16 protein-coding genes are annotated in these 16,565 nt (G+C 73.1%); 8 read left to right on the plus strand and 8 right to left on the minus strand.

The features are described from left to right. Positions 1-168 precede the first annotated feature (168 nt). From QWZ14_RS25790 to QWZ14_RS25810, 5 genes are read left to right on the plus strand one after another with little or no spacing between them, the layout of a single operon-like run. Entirely contained in the window at positions 169-1,125 is a 957-nt protein-coding gene (locus QWZ14_RS25790) for an ABC transporter ATP-binding protein (RefSeq protein ID WP_290319873.1), read from the plus strand. A gap of 20 nt (positions 1,126-1,145) precedes the next feature. After that, positions 1,146-2,405, plus strand: coding sequence for an ABC transporter substrate-binding protein (locus QWZ14_RS25795; RefSeq protein WP_290319875.1), 1,260 nt, complete (start codon positions 1,146-1,148; stop codon positions 2,403-2,405). Further along, positions 2,386-3,303, plus strand: coding sequence for an ABC transporter permease (locus tag QWZ14_RS25800; protein WP_290319876.1), 918 nt, complete (start codon positions 2,386-2,388; stop codon positions 3,301-3,303). The genes QWZ14_RS25795 and QWZ14_RS25800 overlap by 20 nt, the downstream gene beginning before the upstream one ends. After that, entirely contained in the window at positions 3,303-4,190 is an 888-nt protein-coding gene (locus tag QWZ14_RS25805; protein WP_290319877.1) for an ABC transporter permease, read from the plus strand. The genes QWZ14_RS25800 and QWZ14_RS25805 overlap by 1 nt, the downstream gene beginning before the upstream one ends. Next, complete coding sequence (locus QWZ14_RS25810; RefSeq protein WP_290319878.1) at positions 4,187-4,462, plus strand: hypothetical protein; 276 nt, start codon at positions 4,187-4,189, stop codon at positions 4,460-4,462. Before QWZ14_RS25805 ends, QWZ14_RS25810 begins: the two co-directional genes overlap by 4 nt. Positions 4,463-4,502: 40 nt before the next feature. Here QWZ14_RS25810 and QWZ14_RS25815 read toward each other — a convergent pair whose 3' ends face one another. Beyond that, on the minus strand, positions 4,503-5,390 hold the full coding sequence (locus QWZ14_RS25815; protein ID WP_290319879.1) for a polysaccharide deacetylase family protein: 888 nt from the start codon (positions 5,388-5,390) through the stop codon (positions 4,503-4,505). A 5-nt stretch (positions 5,391-5,395) separates the two neighbouring features. Next, the gene (locus QWZ14_RS25820; RefSeq protein ID WP_290319880.1) at positions 5,396-6,034 is read right to left on the minus strand and encodes an isochorismatase family protein; all 639 of its coding nucleotides are present in this window, start codon (positions 6,032-6,034) and stop codon (positions 5,396-5,398) included. A 65-nt stretch (positions 6,035-6,099) separates the two neighbouring features. Here QWZ14_RS25820 and QWZ14_RS25825 point away from each other — a divergent pair, with 65 nt between their 5' ends. The 3 genes from QWZ14_RS25825 to QWZ14_RS25835 all read left to right on the plus strand — a co-directional run bounded on the left by QWZ14_RS25825 (position 6,100) and on the right by QWZ14_RS25835 (position 9,402). After that, a complete protein-coding gene (locus QWZ14_RS25825; protein ID WP_290319881.1) occupies positions 6,100-7,395 on the plus strand; it encodes an amidase in 1,296 nt (431 codons plus the stop codon). A gap of 46 nt (positions 7,396-7,441) precedes the next feature. After that, positions 7,442-8,035, plus strand: coding sequence for a pyridoxamine 5'-phosphate oxidase family protein (locus QWZ14_RS25830; protein ID WP_290319882.1), 594 nt, complete (start codon positions 7,442-7,444; stop codon positions 8,033-8,035). 74 nt (positions 8,036-8,109) lie between these two features. Next, positions 8,110-9,402, plus strand: coding sequence for an aspartate aminotransferase family protein (locus tag QWZ14_RS25835; RefSeq protein ID WP_290319883.1), 1,293 nt, complete (start codon positions 8,110-8,112; stop codon positions 9,400-9,402). A gap of 8 nt (positions 9,403-9,410) precedes the next feature. On the opposite strand, the gene QWZ14_RS25840 is transcribed toward QWZ14_RS25835, so the two are convergent. The 6 genes from QWZ14_RS25840 to QWZ14_RS25865 all read right to left on the minus strand — a co-directional run bounded on the left by QWZ14_RS25840 (position 9,411) and on the right by QWZ14_RS25865 (position 16,531). Further along, on the minus strand, positions 9,411-9,695 hold the full coding sequence (locus QWZ14_RS25840) for a YkvA family protein (RefSeq protein ID WP_290319884.1): 285 nt from the start codon (positions 9,693-9,695) through the stop codon (positions 9,411-9,413). Between the two features lie 141 nt (positions 9,696-9,836). After that, a complete protein-coding gene (locus QWZ14_RS25845) occupies positions 9,837-10,607 on the minus strand; it encodes an SDR family oxidoreductase (RefSeq protein ID WP_290319885.1) in 771 nt (256 codons plus the stop codon). After that, the gene (locus tag QWZ14_RS25850; protein WP_290319886.1) at positions 10,607-11,284 is read right to left on the minus strand and encodes an ankyrin repeat domain-containing protein; all 678 of its coding nucleotides are present in this window, start codon (positions 11,282-11,284) and stop codon (positions 10,607-10,609) included. Before QWZ14_RS25850 ends, QWZ14_RS25845 begins: the two co-directional genes overlap by 1 nt. A gap of 62 nt (positions 11,285-11,346) precedes the next feature. Continuing rightward, a complete protein-coding gene (locus tag QWZ14_RS25855) occupies positions 11,347-11,709 on the minus strand; it encodes a hypothetical protein (RefSeq protein WP_290319887.1) in 363 nt (120 codons plus the stop codon). Continuing rightward, on the minus strand, positions 11,709-13,811 hold the full coding sequence (locus QWZ14_RS25860) for a hypothetical protein (protein WP_290319888.1): 2,103 nt from the start codon (positions 13,809-13,811) through the stop codon (positions 11,709-11,711). Before QWZ14_RS25860 ends, QWZ14_RS25855 begins: the two co-directional genes overlap by 1 nt. Then, positions 13,811-16,531, minus strand: coding sequence for a DUF4159 domain-containing protein (locus QWZ14_RS25865; RefSeq protein ID WP_290319889.1), 2,721 nt, complete (start codon positions 16,529-16,531; stop codon positions 13,811-13,813). The genes QWZ14_RS25860 and QWZ14_RS25865 overlap by 1 nt, the downstream gene beginning before the upstream one ends. Between the last annotated feature and the right edge of the window lie 34 nt (positions 16,532-16,565).

Consider the following 16,565-nt stretch of genomic DNA (forward strand, 5'->3'; position numbering starts at 1 on the left):
ATGGGCGGTTTCGGTGCGGCAGGGGCGCCAAGCGCTGCCGTCGGCGCTTGAAGCGGGGCCGCCTTCTGCCGCAGGCTCCCGCTTCCATCAGCGCCCCGGAGGGAAGCGAGCCTGCCCGATACCAGCACCCTGCGCGGCGCCAGCCGCGGCGCCATCGAGTTCATCAGGGTGACCAAGCGCTTCGGCGGCTCGGTCGCGGTCGATGCGCTTGAGCTGAAGATCCCGGCCGGGACCTATTGCTGCCTGCTCGGCCCCTCCGGCTGCGGCAAGACCACCAGCCTGCGGATGCTCGCCGGGCATGAGCGGCAGAGCAGCGGCGACATCCTGCTCGACAACCACGAGGTGAGCGGGCTGCCGCCGGCGCAGCGCGGCACCGCGATGATGTTCCAGAGCTATGCGCTGTTCCCGCATTTGAGCTGTCTCGACAACGTGGCCTTCAGCCTGCGCATGCGCGGCGTGGCCAAGGCCGAGCGTCATGCCAAGGCGCGGCGGATGCTGGCGCTGGTGGAGCTGGAGGCGCTGGCGGACCGGCTGCCGGCGCAGCTCTCCGGCGGGCAGCAGCAGCGCGTGGCGCTGGCCCGGGCGCTGGTGACCAATCCCTCGGCCCTGCTGCTGGACGAGCCGCTCTCGGCGCTCGATCCCTTCCTGCGCGGCCGGGTGCGGGCGGAGCTGAAGCGCTTCCAGCGCGAGCTCGGGATCACCTTCGTGCACGTGACCCATTCCCAGGACGAGGCGCTGGCGCTGGCCGACCTGGTGGTGCTGATGCGGGATGGGCGGATCGAGCAGCAGGGCACGCCGCTCGAGGTCTTCGATTCCCCGCGCACCGCCTTCGCGGCGCGCTTCATGGGCGGGCACAATGTCATCGGCCTGCCGGGTGGCCTGGTCGCGGTGCGCACCGACCGCACGCGGCTGCTGCCGGTGGCCGAGGGGGCGGTGGCGGCGACCATCCGCGGCATCGAATACACCGGAACGGGCTTCGCCGTGGCCCTGGCGGGGCCGCGGGGCGAGGAATGGCAGGCCCTGCTGAGCGAGGCGGCGCTGCGGGCACAGCCATGGGAGGCCGGGCAGGACGCAGGGCTCGGCTGGGATGAGGTCGACGTCCGCCATCTGGCGGCAGCGGCGTGACGGACAAGGAGAATCCAGGCATGGACACGACAATTCGCGCTGGCCGTCGCCAGCTTCTGCAGGGCGCGGCAGGTCTTGCCGCGGCCGGGCTGGCGGCGCCGGCGGTGCATGCGCAGGGCGCGGTGACCCTGCGCTATGTCGGCACCGCGGTGAACCAATCCAAGGAGATCAAGGACAAGGTCAAGGAAGACCTCGGGATTACCCTGGAATACGTCCCGGTCACCTCGGACGACGTGGTGCGGCGCGCGGTGACCCAGCCGAACAGCTTCGACGTGCTCGACAGCGAATACTGGATGCTGAAGAAGATCATCCCCTCGGGCAACCTGCAGGGCATGGATGCGCGGCGGATCAAGCTGGTCGACGAGATCACCCCGGTCTTCACCAAGGGCGAGATCGCGGGGAAGAAGATCGGCGACCAGGGCACCGCGCCGATGAAGGTCAGCTACCTGCCGACGCAGAACGGCAAGAGTTTCGCCACCAGCCCGACCCAGTGGCTGACCCTGATCCCGACGACCTACAACGCCGATACGCTCGGCATCCGGCCGGACAAGATCAACCGCCCGATCACCTCCTGGGCGGAGCTGTTGAACCCGGAGTTCAAGGGCAAGGCCAGCCTGCTGAACATCCCGAGCATCGGCATCATGGACGCGGCGATGGTGGTCGAGGCGACCGGCCAGCACAAATACGCCGACAAGGGCAACATGACCCGGGCCGAGATCGACCTGACCATGAAGGTGCTGACCGAGGCCAAGCGGGCCGGGCAGTTCCGCGCCTTCTGGAAGGACTTCAACGAGAGCGTCAACCTGATGGCCTCGGGCGAGACGGTCATCCAGTCCATGTGGTCGCCGGCGGTGACGGCGGTGCGGAGCCGCGGCATCCCCTGCACCTACCAGCCGCTGAAGGAAGGCTACCGCGCCTGGGCGGCCGGCTTCGGCATCCCGAAGACGCTGACGGGGCGGAAGCTGGATGCGACCTACGACTTCATCAACTGGTTCCTCTCCGGCTGGGCCGGGGCCTACCTGAACCGGCAGGGCTACTACTCTGCCGTGCTGTCCACGGCGCAGAAGAGCATGGAAGCCTATGAGTGGGACTTCTGGATGCTCGGCAAGCCGGCGGCGCAGGATATCAAGGCCCCCGACGGCACGGTGCTGGAGAAGGCCGGCGCGGTGCGCGACGGCGGCAGCTACGAGGCGCGGATGGGCGCCGTCGCCTGCTGGAACGCCGTGATGGACGAGAACGACTACATGGTCAGGAAATGGAATGAGTTCATCGCCGCCTGACCTTGTGATGCAGGACAGGATGACGCAGCGGCGCGACTGGGCGCCGCTGCTGCAGGCGGCGCCGCTGGCGCTGGTGCTGCTGCTGTTCTTCGTCTTCCCGCTGGTGGCGACCGCGGTGGTCAGCCTGTGGAACTACACCGAATACTCTCTGGTGCCGGACGTGACCTCGCGGAATTACGCCGAGATGTTCGAGGGCTGCGGCAACCTCTCGGATGGGCTCTGCACCACCTTTCGCACCTATATCTCGACGCTCCGGCTGTGCGGGCTGGTCTGGCTGTGCACGCTGGTGCTGGGCTTCACCGTCTCCTATTTCCTCGCCTTCCATGTGCGCTCGGACACCGTGCGGATGGCGCTGTTCCTGGTCTGCACGGCGCCCTTCCTCACCTCCAACGTCATCCGCATGATCTCCTGGCTGCCCTTGCTGGGGCGGGAGGGGCTGGTGAACCAGGCGCTGGTCGGCAGCGGCGTCGTGGATGCGCCGCAGGACTGGCTGCTGTTCTCGGATTTCTCGGTCGTGCTGGCCTTCGTGCATCTCTACACGCTGTTCGTGGTGGTGCCGGTCTTCAACAGCATGATGCGGATCGACCGGCGGCTGCTGGAGGCGGCGCAGGATGCGGGGGCCTCCGGCTGGCAGACGCTGTGGCATGTGGTGGTGCCGCTGACCAAGCCGGGGCTCGTCATCGGCTCGATTTTCGTCATCGTGCTGGTGATGGGGGATTTCGTGACCATCGGGGTGATGGGCGGGCAGCAGATCGCCTCCATCGGCAAGATCATCCAGGTGCAGATGTCCTACCTGCAGTTCCCGGCCGCGGCGGCGCAGGCGGTGGTGCTGCTCGGGCTGGTGCTGCTGGTCATCGCGGCGATGACGAAGCTGATCGATATCCGGCGGGAGCTGTGATGGACGAGACCCGGCGGCCGCTGTCCTTCTGGGTGCTGGCGGCGATCTTCACGCTTTTCGTCGTGTTCCTTTACGGGCCGACGCTGACCATCTTCGTGCTGTCCTTCCAGGGGCCGGAGGGTGGGCTGACCTTCCCGCTGCGCGGCCTGTCCACGCATTGGTTCGAGACGCTGTGGCGCGGGACCGGGGTGATCGACATCTGGGCCTCCTTCCGCCGCTCGGCCTGGCTCGGGCTGGTGGTGATGGTGCTGACGACGGTGATCTCGCTGCTGGCGGGCTATGCCTTCCGCCGGCGGTTCCCGGGGCAGGACCTGCTGTTCAACCTGACCATCGCCAGCCTGATCGTGCCCTCAATCGTGGTCTCGCTCGGCATCGCGCTGGAATTCCGGCTGATCGACGATGCGGTGAAGGCCTATGCCGAGGCGCATGAGCTCGCCTGGCTCGCGGAGGGCTACAACTCCGCGATGGGGCTCTTCACCTCGGGGCTCGGGGCGCATCTCACCTGGACCCTGCCCTTCGGACTGCTGATCATGTTCGCGGTCTTCAACCGCTTCCCCGGGGAGCTGGAGGAGGCGGCGCGGGACCTCGGCGCCTCGCCCTGGCAGGTGTTCCGGCATGTGGTGCTGCCGCTGGTGGCGCCGAGCCTGGTGGGCGTGGCGCTCTTCGGCTTCACCCTGTCCTGGGACGAGATCGCCCGGTCCTCCCAGGCGCTGGGCGACCTCAATACCCTGCCGCTGGAGCTGCAGGGGCTGACCAGCACGGTGACGACGCCGGAGATCTATGCGCTGGGGACGGTGACGACCGGGGTCTCGGTGGCGGTGATTGGGCTCAGCTTCCTCGGCGTGGCCATTGCGCGGCGACGCGCTGCGGCTAAGCTGCTGGGATGACCCCCGATGAACTGGCGCGGGCCGAGGGTCCGCCGCCGACCCTGGCTCCGCCGCTGCTGGCGCTGTGGTGGGATGCCCGCGGCGACTGGGCCGCGGCGCATGAAGCGGCGCAGGCCGGCGAGGATGCCACCAGCGCCTGGGTGCATGCCTATCTGCACCGCAAGGAGGGCGACCTGTCCAACGCCGGCTACTGGTACCGGCGCGCCGGCAAGCCGGTGCCGGCGGGGACGCTGGAGGCGGAGTGGCAGGCGATCGCTACGGCGCTTTTGTAGGGCGTACCGATCCAGACCTTCGGGCCAAGTGGCCCTGCGGTCATCGGGCCGCTGGCCTAGGGACGCGCCGGCGGAAGTCCTCCGCCATCTCCTCCAGCGTGACGAAGCGCACGCCGGGGTGTTTCATCATGTGGGCGATCAGCCGCTCAAGCGCGAGCAGCACCTGCGGCCGTCCTGAGACATCCGGGTGGATGGCGATGGGCACCACGGCATAGTCGTGCTCGCGGTAGACGTAATCGAAATGGTCGCGCCAGATCCCCTCCATCACCTGCGGCGCGACATAGCCGTGGCTGTTAGGAAATTTCTTCACGAACATCATCGGCGGCAGGTCGTCGAGGTGCCAGCCGGCGGGGATCTCGACCAGATCCGTCTCGGTGCCCTTAGTGAAGGGGTGCATCCAGCTCTCGGCCGGCTTGGCGTAATCGATGGGCGTCCATTGGTCGCCGGTGCGGACGTAGTAGGGGATGCAGTCGTGGTGCATCAGGCTGTGGTCGTAGCGGATGCCCTGGGCGAGCAGGATCTCCATGCTGGCCTCGCTCACCTCCCACCAGGGGGCGATATAGCCGACCGGGCGGCGGCCCCAGTGCTTCTGGATCAGCCCGATGCAGCGGTCGAAGATCGCCTCCTCCTGTTCGCGGGACAGGGCGAGGGGGTTCTCGTGGCTGTAGCCGTGCAGGCCGATCTCGTGGCCGGCCTCCACCACCATGTCGGTCTGGCGAGGGAAGCTCTCGATGGTATGGCCGGGGATGAAGAAGCTCTGCTTCAGGCCGAAGCGGCTGAACAGCTTTAGCAGGCGGGGCATGCCGACCTCGGCGGCGAAGACGCCGCGGCTGATGTCGCCCGGGCTGTCCTCGCCCATGTAGCTGCCGAGCCATCCGGCCACCGCATCGCAATGGATGCTGAAGGCGCAGAGGATTTCCTTGGGCATCGTTCCTATCCCTTGTCGTTGGCGCGGCCCCAGCGCTCGATCGCGGCGATGGCCGTGGCCCCGTCGATGACGTCGGCATAGCGCCGCTCGACATCCTTGAGGTTCTGGTCATGCGCGGCCTGGTCGTGGTCGCCGACGCAATCATGCGGCACCATGACGCGAAAGCCGAGGGAGAAGGCATCGTTGATGCTGGCGCGGACGCAGCCGGAGGTGATGCAGCCGGTGACGATGACGGTATCCACCCGCTCCCTGGTCAGGATGGCGGCGGCTGGCGTCGCGAAGAAGATCGAGGGGGCGGATTTCATCAGCACCACGTCGGGCCCGGCGGCGGCGATGCGCGGGTCAAGCTCGACCGCGGCGGTGCCGGCCAGCAGGTCCAGCACCGGGGCGACCTTCCAATGCGGCGCGGCGCGTGGGCTGTCGTAGCCGTTGACGCAGGCGATCACCGGCAGGCCGGCGCGCCTGGCGGCCTCCATCACGGGCACGGTGGCGCGGACGGCCTCCTCCACCATCGGCGCGCCGCCCATGGGGAAGTCCGGGTCGACGAAGCCGCGCTGGAAATCGACGACGACGACGACGCCGATCTTGCCGCCGAAACCCAGGGGGCGGCTGCCATAGCCGCGTTGCGCGTAAATGTCCGGCATGGTCTCGTTCCCGCTGTTGTTCGGCATGGGGATTGCAAACCACGTGCCGGAACGGAGGGCGGCGGATGGGCGGGTTGATCGAGGATGCGGGGCGGGTGCGCGACCTGGCCGCGGCCATGGCCGCCGGGACCTTGACCGCGGAGGCGCTGGTGCGGCGCTGCCTGGCGCGGATCGCGGCGGTGGATGGCCAGGTGCAGGCCTGGGTGCATGTGCTGGCCGAGGAGGCGCTGGCCACCGCCCGGGCGCTGGATGCGGAGCGGGCGGCGGGGGTGGTGCGCGGGCCGCTGCATGGCATCCCCATCGCGGTGAAGGATGTGATCGACGTGGCCGGGCTGCCGACGCGGGCGAATAGCCCGAGCCGGGCGGAGATCGCGCCGGCGACGGCGGATGCGACGGTGGTCGCGCATCTGCGGGTCGCGGGGGCGGTTATCCTCGGCAAGGTCCACACCACGGAATATGCCTATTTCAATTCGCTGCCGCCGACGCGCAATCCCTGGGACCTGACGCGGACGCCGGGCGGCTCCTCGGCCGGGTCGGGGGCCGCCATTGCCTCGGGCACGGTGCCGCTGGCGCTGGGGACGCAGACGGCGGGCAGCGTGAACCGGCCGGCGGCCTATACCGGCGTCGGGGCCTTCAAGCCCTCGACGCTCGCCATCGGCGGGGTCGGGGTGGTGCCGCTGGCGCCTTCCTTCGACACGGTCGGGGCCTTCGGCGGCTCGGCGCAGGATGCGGCCCTCTGCGCGGCGGGCTATGCGGCGGATCATCTCGGGCTGCGGGCTCCGGCGCCGGTCACGCCGCGGATCGTCGTGCTCGAGGATGCGATGGTGGCGGACAGGGCCCGGCCGGGCACGGCGGGTGCGGTGGCGGGGCTGGTGGCGCGGCTGGAGGCGGCGGGGCTGGCGGTGCGGCGGGCGGCCTCCCCGGTGCCCCTCCAGGCGATGCTGGAGACGCATCGCGGGGTGATGGTGGCGGAGCTGGGGCGGACCCATGCGCGGGCGCCGCGGCACCTGGTCTCCGCGCGGATCGCCGCGGATATCGAGGCGGGGCTGGCGACGACCGAGGCGGAGTACCACGCCGGGCTGCGGGCGCTGGCGGGGTACCGGCAGGCGTTCTGGGCCACCTTCGGGCCGGAGGATGTGCTGCTCGTGCCGGCAGCGCCCGATGTGGCGCCGGAGGCGGCAACCACGGGCGACCCCTCCTTCGTCATTCCCCTGACGGTGCTGGGCGGGCCCATCGCCACGGTGCGGGCGGGGATGGATGGCGGGATGCCGGTCGGCGCCCTGCTGTTCGCGGCGCCGGGGGCGGATGGGCGCCTGGCGGGGTTCCTGCTGTCGCCGCTCGGTACCGAACTTGATCTCTAGGGGGCCGCGCCGCAGCCTAGGCTGGCCGAACACTCGGGGAGCTGCCATGTCGCGCCTGTTCCATGCCGGCAACCGCGAATTGCAGGATCGCTACGACGGCCGCCGGGTGGCCGATACGCTCGAGGCGCGGCGCCGGGCCGAGGCCTTCCTGCCCGAGCATGTCGCGCTCATCGCGACGGCGCCCTTCTTCTTCCTCGCCACCGCGGCGGAAGGCGCGGTGGATTGCAGCTTCAAGGGCGGGCCGCCCGGCTTCGTCCGTGTCACCGGGCCGGCCGAGCTGGAGTTTCCCGACTATGACGGCAATTCGATGTACCTCAGCCTGGGGAACATCCGGCTGAGCCCGAGCATCGGCATGCTCTTCGTCCCCTTCGACGGCAGGTCCCTGCGGCTGCGGCTGCGCGGCCGGGCGGCACTGGTCGAGGATGCGGCACGGCTGGCCGCCATCCCGGGCGCGCGGCGGCTGGTGCGGGTGGCGGTGACGGACATCTTCCCGAATTGCCCGCGCTACGTGCCGGATCTGGCGGGCGGGGCGGCCTCGCCCTACCTGCCGCGCGAGGATGGCAGCCAGCTGGCGCCGGAGTGGAAGGGGCGGGACTACATCCGGCCGATCCTGCCGCGGGACGACCCGCACCGCGGCTGAACCCGGCCCAGCCCGCTGGCCCCGGTGGCGGCGGGGGCATAGGCTGGGCGCACCGCAGCACAGGAGTTCGCCCGATGAACGTGATGGCCCGCAGCGAGACCGAACAGGCCCTGGTGCAGACCGCCCGGCGCGTGCTGCCGGCCGGCGGTTTCGGCAATTTCGCCTCGGACATCATCCTGCGCGAGGGCCGCGGCGGGCGGGTCTGGGACGTCTCGGGCAACGAGTACGTCGACTACCTGCTCGGTTCCGGCCCGATGTTCATCGGCCATGGCCATCCGGAGGTGATCGCCGCGGTGCAGGCGCAGATTCCGCTCGGCACCACCTTTTTCGCCAACAACGAGCACGGCATCCGCCTGGCCGAGGAGATCGTCGAGGCGCTGCCCTGCGCCGAGCAGGTCCGCTTCGTCAGCAGCGGCTCCGAGGCCGACATGTACGCGCTGCGCGTGGCCCGCGCCTTCCGCCGCCGCGACCGCATCCTGAAATTCGAGGGCGGCTACCACGGCATGTCCGACTGGGGGCTGATGAGCCTGGCGCCGAAGCATCTGGCCAATTTCCCGAATGCGGTGCCGGACAGCGCCGGCATCCCGAAATCCGTGCGGGAGGAGGTGCTGGTCGCCCCCTTCAACGACCTCGAGACGGCGCGCAGCCTGATCGCCGAGCATCACGACGAACTCGGCGCCATCATCGTCGAGCCCTTCCAGCGGCTGATCCCGCCGGCGCCCGGTTTCCTGCAGGGGCTGCGCGACATCGCCACGCAATACGGCATCCCGCTGATCTTCGACGAGGTCGTCACCGGTTTCCGCTTCGCCTATGGCGGCGCCCAGACCTACTACGGCGTGACGCCCGATCTCTGCACATTGGGCAAGATCATCGGCGGCGGCTTCGCCCTGGCGGCGATCGCCGGGCGGGCCGACATCATGGCGCATTTCGACCGCGGCATCGTCGGCGACGACGGCTTCCTGATGCAGGTGGGGACGCTCTCGGGCAATCCGGTGGCGGCGGTGGCGGGGCTGGCGACCATGGAGGTGCTGCGGCGGCCCGGCGCCTACGAGGGCGTGTTCGAGACCGGCCGGACGATGATGCGGGAGATGGCGGCGATGCTGGCCAAGGCGGGCGTGCCGGCGCAGGTGATCGGCGAGCCGCCGCTGTTCGACGTGGTCTTCACCGCCGAGGCGGTGCGCGACTACCGCGGCACGCTGCGCGCCGATGCCGCGGTGCAGAAGCACGTCAACCAGCACCTGCGGGCCAGCGGCATCCTGAAGGGCGACAGCAAGTACTACATCTCGCTGGCGCACGACGCGCGCGACGTGGCGCAGACCCTGGAGGCCTTCCAGGCCGCGCTGGCGACCCTGCCCGGCAGGGGCTGAGCCGGGGTTCAGTCCGCGCGATGGCTGTCGCCGGGTCGGCCGCCTCCCGCGGCCTGCGGCCAGAACCACCATAGCAGCCGGGCCGCAGCGGAGAGCCAGATGGCGACGACCGCGGCGGCGCCGGCGCGGCTGACCGGCCGGCCCGCCGCCTGCGCGGCGGCCTCCCGGTGCTCGGCCATGAGGTCGGCCGGCACCAGCCGCACCGCCAGCATGATCGCCAGCGGCAACAGGATGATTTCATCGCGCAGGCCGAGCAGTGGGATGAAATCGGGGATCAGGTCGATCGGCGACAAGGCATAGGCCGCGATGCCCGGGGCGAGCGCCTTCGCCCGCGAGGGGTCCGGGGGTCGCGTGCCGCCAGCCAGAGAGCCTGGGCGTCCCGCCTGATCGCGCGGGCCCGATCCTTCAGCCGGCGCGGCATGCCCCGGCCGGCATCAGGTCGAGCGCACCCAGCCGCCGTCGATGTCGAGGATGGCGCCCTGGACATAGCCGGCTTCGTCGCTGGCGAGGTAGGCGACCATGCTGGCGATCTCGCCCGGCTCGCCGAAGCGGGCGACGCCGGTGTCCCTGGCCAGCGCAGCGCCGGCCGCCTCGTCGTCCAGCCCGCGCTCGGCGGCGACGGTGGCGATGCGGCCGGTGAGGCGGCCGGTGCGGATGCTGCCGGGGTTTATGCAGTTGACCCGCACGCCCTCGGCCACGCCCTTGTCGGCCAGCGCCTTGGTCAGGTTCATCAGCGCCGCATTGACCGAGCCGCCGATGCTGAAGTCGGCGCGGGCCACCTTGCCGCCGACGCCGGCGATGATGACGACGTTGCCGCCCGTGGCGCGGAGGTGCGGCCAGGCGGCGCGGGTCAGCCGGACGGCGCCGAAGAGCTTGAGCGCATAGCCATCTTCCCAGGCCTCGTCGCCGAGCGTGGCGAAGTCGCCCCGTTGGGTGGCGCCGGCGCAGTTCACCACAAGGTCCAGCCGGCCGAAGCGGGCAAGCGCCTCGGCCACCGCCTGGGCCGCGGTCTCCGGCTGGCGCAGGTCGGCGGCGAAGGCGGCGCAGCCGGGCAGGGCGGCGGCGGCCTCCTCGATCGCCTCGGCCGAGCGTGCCACCAGCAGCACCCGCATGCCCTCCGCCGCCAGCCGCCGGGCGATGGCGAGGCCGATGCCGCGGCTGGCACCGCTGACGACGGCAGCGCGGCCGGCGAGGTTGAGGTCCATCAGCCCCGGCCGGCGCGGCCGGGCCGCGGCGAGGGGGCGAAGGCGGTCGGCGGCTGGGCGCCTTCCGGGCGGCCGGCATCGAAGCCGAGGAAACCGATCTGCGGCTGGGGGGCGCCACCATCCCCGGCCCAGAGCCGGGGATTGGCCACCTGGTGCGGCGCGGCCGGCAGGCTGCGCTCGGCCTGCGGCCCGGTCGCCGGGCGGGCGGCGGCGTTGCGGCGGCCCGGCGGCGGGGCGGGGGGCTCGGGCTCGGCCGCGGGGGGCGGTCCGCGGCGGCTGCTGCCGCGGGCCGAGATCCCGAAGAACATGATCTCGTTGCGGCCCTGGTCCACGGCGGCGTCCACCGCGGTCAGGCCGAGCACGTTGCGGGCCTCGATATCCGCGCCGCGGCCGACCGCCTCCCGCGCCGCCGGCAGGTCGCCGCGGTTGATCGCATCAAAGAGCGCCGCGTTCGGCGACAGGTTCTGGGTCGGGTCGGCCGGGATCGGGGCCGGTGCCTGGCGGTACTGCAGGCCGGGCAGCGCGGCCGGCGGCGGCCGTGTGGCGGCGCCATCGGTCGGCGGCGGGCCCATGCCGCCGCCGCCGCCGCCGCGGAACTGCGCGGCCGCCTCCGGCACGGGCAGCAGCAGGGCGGCGAGCAGGGCGAGGGGCGGGACGGTCGGGGCGATACGGCGCATGACGCGAAGCTAGCCCGTGACGGGCCGGGCCGCCAGCGTGCTGCGCGGCGGCCCGGCCGCGGTCAGCGGCAGTCGTCGCCCCGCAGGGTGAAGCCCTCGACCCGGGCATCCCGCAGGGTGAAGGTGATGTCGCAGCTCCGGGTCAGCAGCACCGGCCCGGCCAGCGGCAGCGAGGCGAAGCGCCGGTAGGGGCGGCCGTAGTAGGGGTAGGGGTCGACCTGGTGCAGCACCTGCCGGCGTTCCTCGTATTGCAGGAAGCGCAGGCCGCCGGCCTCGTGGGTCCGGGTCGGCACGCCCAGGGCCTCGACCAGCGCCGCCTCGGTGCCGCCGACCAGCGGCGCGAGGCGCGCCTCGATCCCCGGTCCGGTGGCGCAGCCGGCGGACAGCAGCCCGGTGAGCGTCAGAACTGCGGCGAGCCGGCGCATCAGCGTCCCTCCCGCCGCCAGCCGAGGACCGCGAGCCCGAGCACCAGCGGCAGGGCCAGCCAGGGCGGCAGCAGCGGCATGGCGGCGATGCCGGTCACGGTATGGTCGCCGTTGCGGCGCAGCCCGATCCAGCCGGTCCGCCCGTCGCCGCCCTGGGTATCGCGCCCGGGGGCGACGCGGCGCAGCTCCGGGACGGCCGGCTCGGCCGCCTCGCCCAGCCAGCGCGCGGCGCCGCCGGTGGCGGCCAGGATGGGGGCGAGGCGGGCCGGATCCGCACGGAGGTCGGCCACTTCCGGCGGATTGGCGGCGGCGGCGGCGGCGAAGGCGGTGCGGCGGCCGTCCGAGACCTGCCAAACGCCGGGCTGGTCGGCCGGCAGCCGCGCCGTGGCATGGCCGCCGGCCCCGGACTCCAGCGCCTGGCGGCGGCTGCCGCCGTCGGGCGCGGTGATGCTGATCTCGGGCGGCGGGCCCGGCTCCACGCTGCGCCGTTGCACCGTCATCTGGCCGGCATCGATGCGGGCGGTCAGGTCTTCCTCCTCCAGCTCGGGTTCGCGCATCAGCCAATGCGCGGCACGACGGAGAAGTTCCGCCTGCGGCCCGCCGCCGTCGTGGCCGCGCGACCAGAGCCAGATATGGTCCGAGAGCAGCAGCGCGACGCGGCCCTCGCCGACCCGGTCCAGCACCAGCAGCGGGGCGCCGCCGGCGGCCTCCATCACCGTCGCGCCGGCCCGCGCATCGGCCCGCATGCTGCGGTACCAGCGGCCCCAGCGGGCCTCGGCCGCCTCGTCCGGATTGGCCCCGGTCAGCCCTTCGGTGACCGGGTGGCGGGCGCCGAGGGCGGTGACATGGGGGCGGAAGGCGCCCTCGGCGGCGGCGGGCTGGCCGGCGCCGGCGGCAGGGCGGGCCGGCAGCACGGCGCCGAGCGGGGTGGCGGCGAGGCTGGTCGGGCCGGCGAACTCGGGGCCGACCGAGAGCAGCAGGGCACCGCCGCCGCGGACGTAGTCGGCGATGTTGCGGAGGTAGGCGGGCGGCAGGATGCCGCGATTGGCGAAGCGGTCGAAGACCACCAGGTCGAATTCCCGCAGCTTCACCTGGAACAGCTCGCGCACCGGGAAGGCGATCAGCGCCAGCTCGTTCAGCGGGGTGAGGTCGTCCTTCTCCGGCGGGCGGAGGATGGTGAAATGCACCAGGTCGACGCCCGGGTCGGCCTTCAGCAGCCGCCGCCAGGTGCGCTCGCCGGCATGCGGCTCGCCGCTCACGAGCAGCACGCGCAGCCGGTCTCGGACGCCGGTGATGGTGACCACGGCGCGGTTGTTCAGCTCCGAGACCTCGCCGGGCCGGGCCTCGGCGGCAAGCTCGACCACGGTCGGGCCGCCGCGCTCGATCGGGATGGCGATGCGGTGCTCGCGGCCGAGCGGCACGCTCTCGATCCGTGGCGCGGCGCCGTCGCGCCGGATCGACAGGCGGGCGGCGCCGCTGCCGGCGGCACCGAGGTCCTCGACCGCGACCCGCAGCTCGACCGACTTGCCGACGATGCCGAAGCCGGGCGCCTCGACCACCCGCAGCCGCCGGTCCACCTCGCCGGGGCGGCCCGGCAGCAGGGCGTGGAAGGGCGCGGCGACGGGGGATTGGGCGGGGACGTCGTGCACCTGCCCGTCGGTCAGGGCGATGACGCCGGCCAGCCGGGCGCGGGGGATCTCGGCCAGCGCGCGCTCCGCCGCGGCGAAGAGCCGGGTGCCCTGGTTGCCGCCCTCGGGCACCTCGATGGTGCGCAGCTCGAGGTCGGAGAGGCGGGCGGCGCGGGCCTCGACCGCGGCACGGGCGGCCTCGAGCTGCGCGGCGCGGCGGCCGATGCGGGCGCTGTCGCTGCGGTCCACCACCAGCAGGGCGATGTCGGGCCGGGTCTCGCGGGTTTCCTCGACCAGCCGGGGATTGCCGAGCGCCAGCAGCAGCAGGCCGAAGACCAGGGCGCGCAGCGCGGCGCCGCGGGCGCGGCGGAGGAAGGCCGGCACCAGCGCCAGCACCGCCACCACGCCGAGCGCGGCGATCAGCCAGAGCGGCAGGACCGGGGCGAAGTCGATCCCCGCCAGGGCTTGGGTCATCAATTGCCCAGCCTCTCCAGGATGGCGGGCACATGGACCTGGTCGCCCTTGTAGTTGCCGGTCAGCGCGTACATCACGAGGTTCATCCCGAAGCGATAGGCGAGCGTCCGTTGCCGGGTGCCGCCGGGGATGGCGGCGAAGGGGTTCTGGCCGCGGGCATCGATGGCCCAGGCGCTGGCCCAATCATGCCCGCCGAGGATGACCGGGGAGACGCTGTCATTGGCTCGGTCCTGGTCGCGGGCCACCCAGACCTGGCCGCCGGCGAAGCGGCCGGGCAGCTCCGGCAGCAGGTAGAAGGACCGCTTCAGCACATGATCCTCGCCGATCGGGGCCAGCGGCGGGATGGCGAGGTCGCGGGTCACCCGGCGGAGCGCGGCCCGGGCGCCCGGGGCGAAGCCTTCCCCCGAGCCCTCGTCGCGGGTGTCGAAGAGGATGATGCCGCCGTTGCGCATGAAGGCGTTCAGCGCGGCCACGGTCTGGCCGTCCGGCTGCGGCGCCTCGGCGGTCACCACCCAGTAGAGCAGCGGGAAGAGCGAGAGGTCGTCGCTGCCCGGCACCACCGCGGCCGGGTCGGCCAGCGCCGCCGCCGAGCGGCGGTTGATGAAATCCGACAGGCCGAGCAGGCCCATGCGCTGGGTCTCGTCGAGCGGGGCATCGCCGGTTGCGACATAGGCGAGCCGGGTCGCCAGCGCCGGGTCGGCCATCTCGGCCCGGCCCTGGGCGACGGCCGGCTGGGCCAGCGCCAGCAGCAGCAGGGCGGCGAGCCCCGGCCGCAGCAGCCCGCGCAGCCGCAGCCCGATCAGCAGGTCGGCCGCGAGCAGCAGCAGCGCCGCGGCCAGCAGCCAGGGGCCGAGGTCCCGTTCCGCCGGTACGCCGCCGATGGCGAGCAGGGCGGTGCCGGGCGGCGGCGGCGGGGCGGCCCGCAGGGCCGGGAGGCTGCCGCCGAGGTTGAGGGCGCGGCGATAGGCCAGCGACGCCGCATCCTGGCCCGGCGTGCCGTACCAGCCCGGCGGGTGGCGCGGGGAGGGCAGGGTGGCCTCGATCTGCGCCGCCGGCACCGCCGCCGCCGCCGGGGCGGCCGGGCCGAGCCGGCCGAAGCCGTCCAGCGTCTCGAGCGGGGCGAGCGGCGCCTCGCCCTCCGCCCCGGCGATGCCGGCCGAGAGGGCGACGATCCGCCGCAGCATCTGCACGAACAGCCCCGAGAGCGGCAGGTTCGACCATTCCGCATTGGCGGTGACGTGGAACAGCACGATGCGCCCGGCGCCGCGGGCCTCGGCGGTGACCAGCGGCGTGCCGTCGGTGAGCCGGGCCCAGGTCCGCTCGCTCAGCCGCGGCGAGGGTTCGGCCAGCACCTGGCGCTCGACCGTGACCTCGGCCGGGATGGGCAGGCCGGCGAAGGGCGAGGTTTCCGGGAAGGGCGCCAGATGCTGCGGCTGCTCCCAGGAGAGCGAGCCGCCGAGCTGGCGCTCGGCCCGCAACGGCACCGGCAGCAGGCTGTCGGCGTGCTCGGCGACCCGGGGGCCGGCGAAGCGGAGCAGCGTGCCGCCGGCCTCGACCCAGCGGGTGAGCTGGTCGCGCTCGGCGCGGTCGGCGACCGGACGGTCGGCCAGCGCCAGCACCGCCAGCGGGCGGGCGAGCAGGCGGTCGAGCGGGCCGCGGCGCAGCTCGGTGAAGGGGCCGAGGGCGCGGTCGAGGTAGAACAGATCGCCGATCAGCGGCGCGTCGGCGCTGTCCTCGACCCCCGGCAGCAGGCCGACGGGGCGGCGGCGGAAGCGCTCGTCCAGCAGCACCACGCCGCCGGCGCCGGCCTCGTTCTCCAGCTCCAGCCGGACCACCTGGTTGCGGATCTCGAGCGGCAGCTCCAGCGCCGCCTCGCCCTCGGTGGCGCCGGCCGGCATGGCGATGGCGGCGCGGGCCAGGGCGCGGCCGTCGCCGGTGCGGGCGAGGACCGCGGCCTCGGTGGCGACCGGCAGCGGCAATTGCTGCAGCTTGAGGCGGAGCCGGTCGGCCTCCGCCACCGGCGGCGGCAGCAGGCGCAGCGGCTGCGTCTCGGCCCGGGCCAGGGTCAGCGGGCCGGCTTCGGCCAGGGCGCGCTGCAGCGGGCCGGCGGCCTCGGCGCCATGCTCGACCCCGTCGCCGACCAGCAGGCTGGCGATGCCGCCGGGGTTGGCCGCGCGCCAGGCCTGCAGCGCGGCCAGCGCCGCGGCATGATCGGGAGCCCAGGGCTTCGGCCGCAGCGCGGCGAGGCGCGTGCGCAGGTCCTCGGCGGGCATCGGGCCGAGGACCCGGGGCGGCTCGGCGGTTTCGCCGGGAGCGGTGGCGAGCAGGGCGGCGCGGCGGCCCTCCCGCCCGGCCCGGTCCAGCGCACCGCCAGCGGCGGCCATCCGGGCGGGCCAGTCGGGCGCCGCGGCCCAGCCGTCGTCGATCACCAGCAGCAGCGGCCCCTCGCCGCCGGCGCCGGCGCCAGGGCCGAGCACCGGCTGCGCCAGGCCGAGGATGAGCAGGGCGGCGGCCAGGATGCGCAGCAGCAGCAGCCACCAGGGGGTCCGCGCCGGGGTCTCCTCGGCGACCGGGAGGTGGCGCAGCAGGCGGAGCGCGGGGAAGGCGATGCGGCGCGGCGCCGGCGGGGTGACCCGCAGCAGCCACCACAGCACCGGCAGGGCCGGCAGCGCGAGCAGCAACCAGGGGGCGGCAAAGGCGACGGGACCCAGACTCAGCATGCGGGCCTCACGGGGCGGCGCTCGGCATCACATC

The sequence above is a fragment of the Paeniroseomonas aquatica genome (assembly GCF_030409335.1).
Classification (GTDB): domain Bacteria; phylum Pseudomonadota; class Alphaproteobacteria; order Acetobacterales; family Acetobacteraceae; genus Belnapia; species Belnapia aquatica.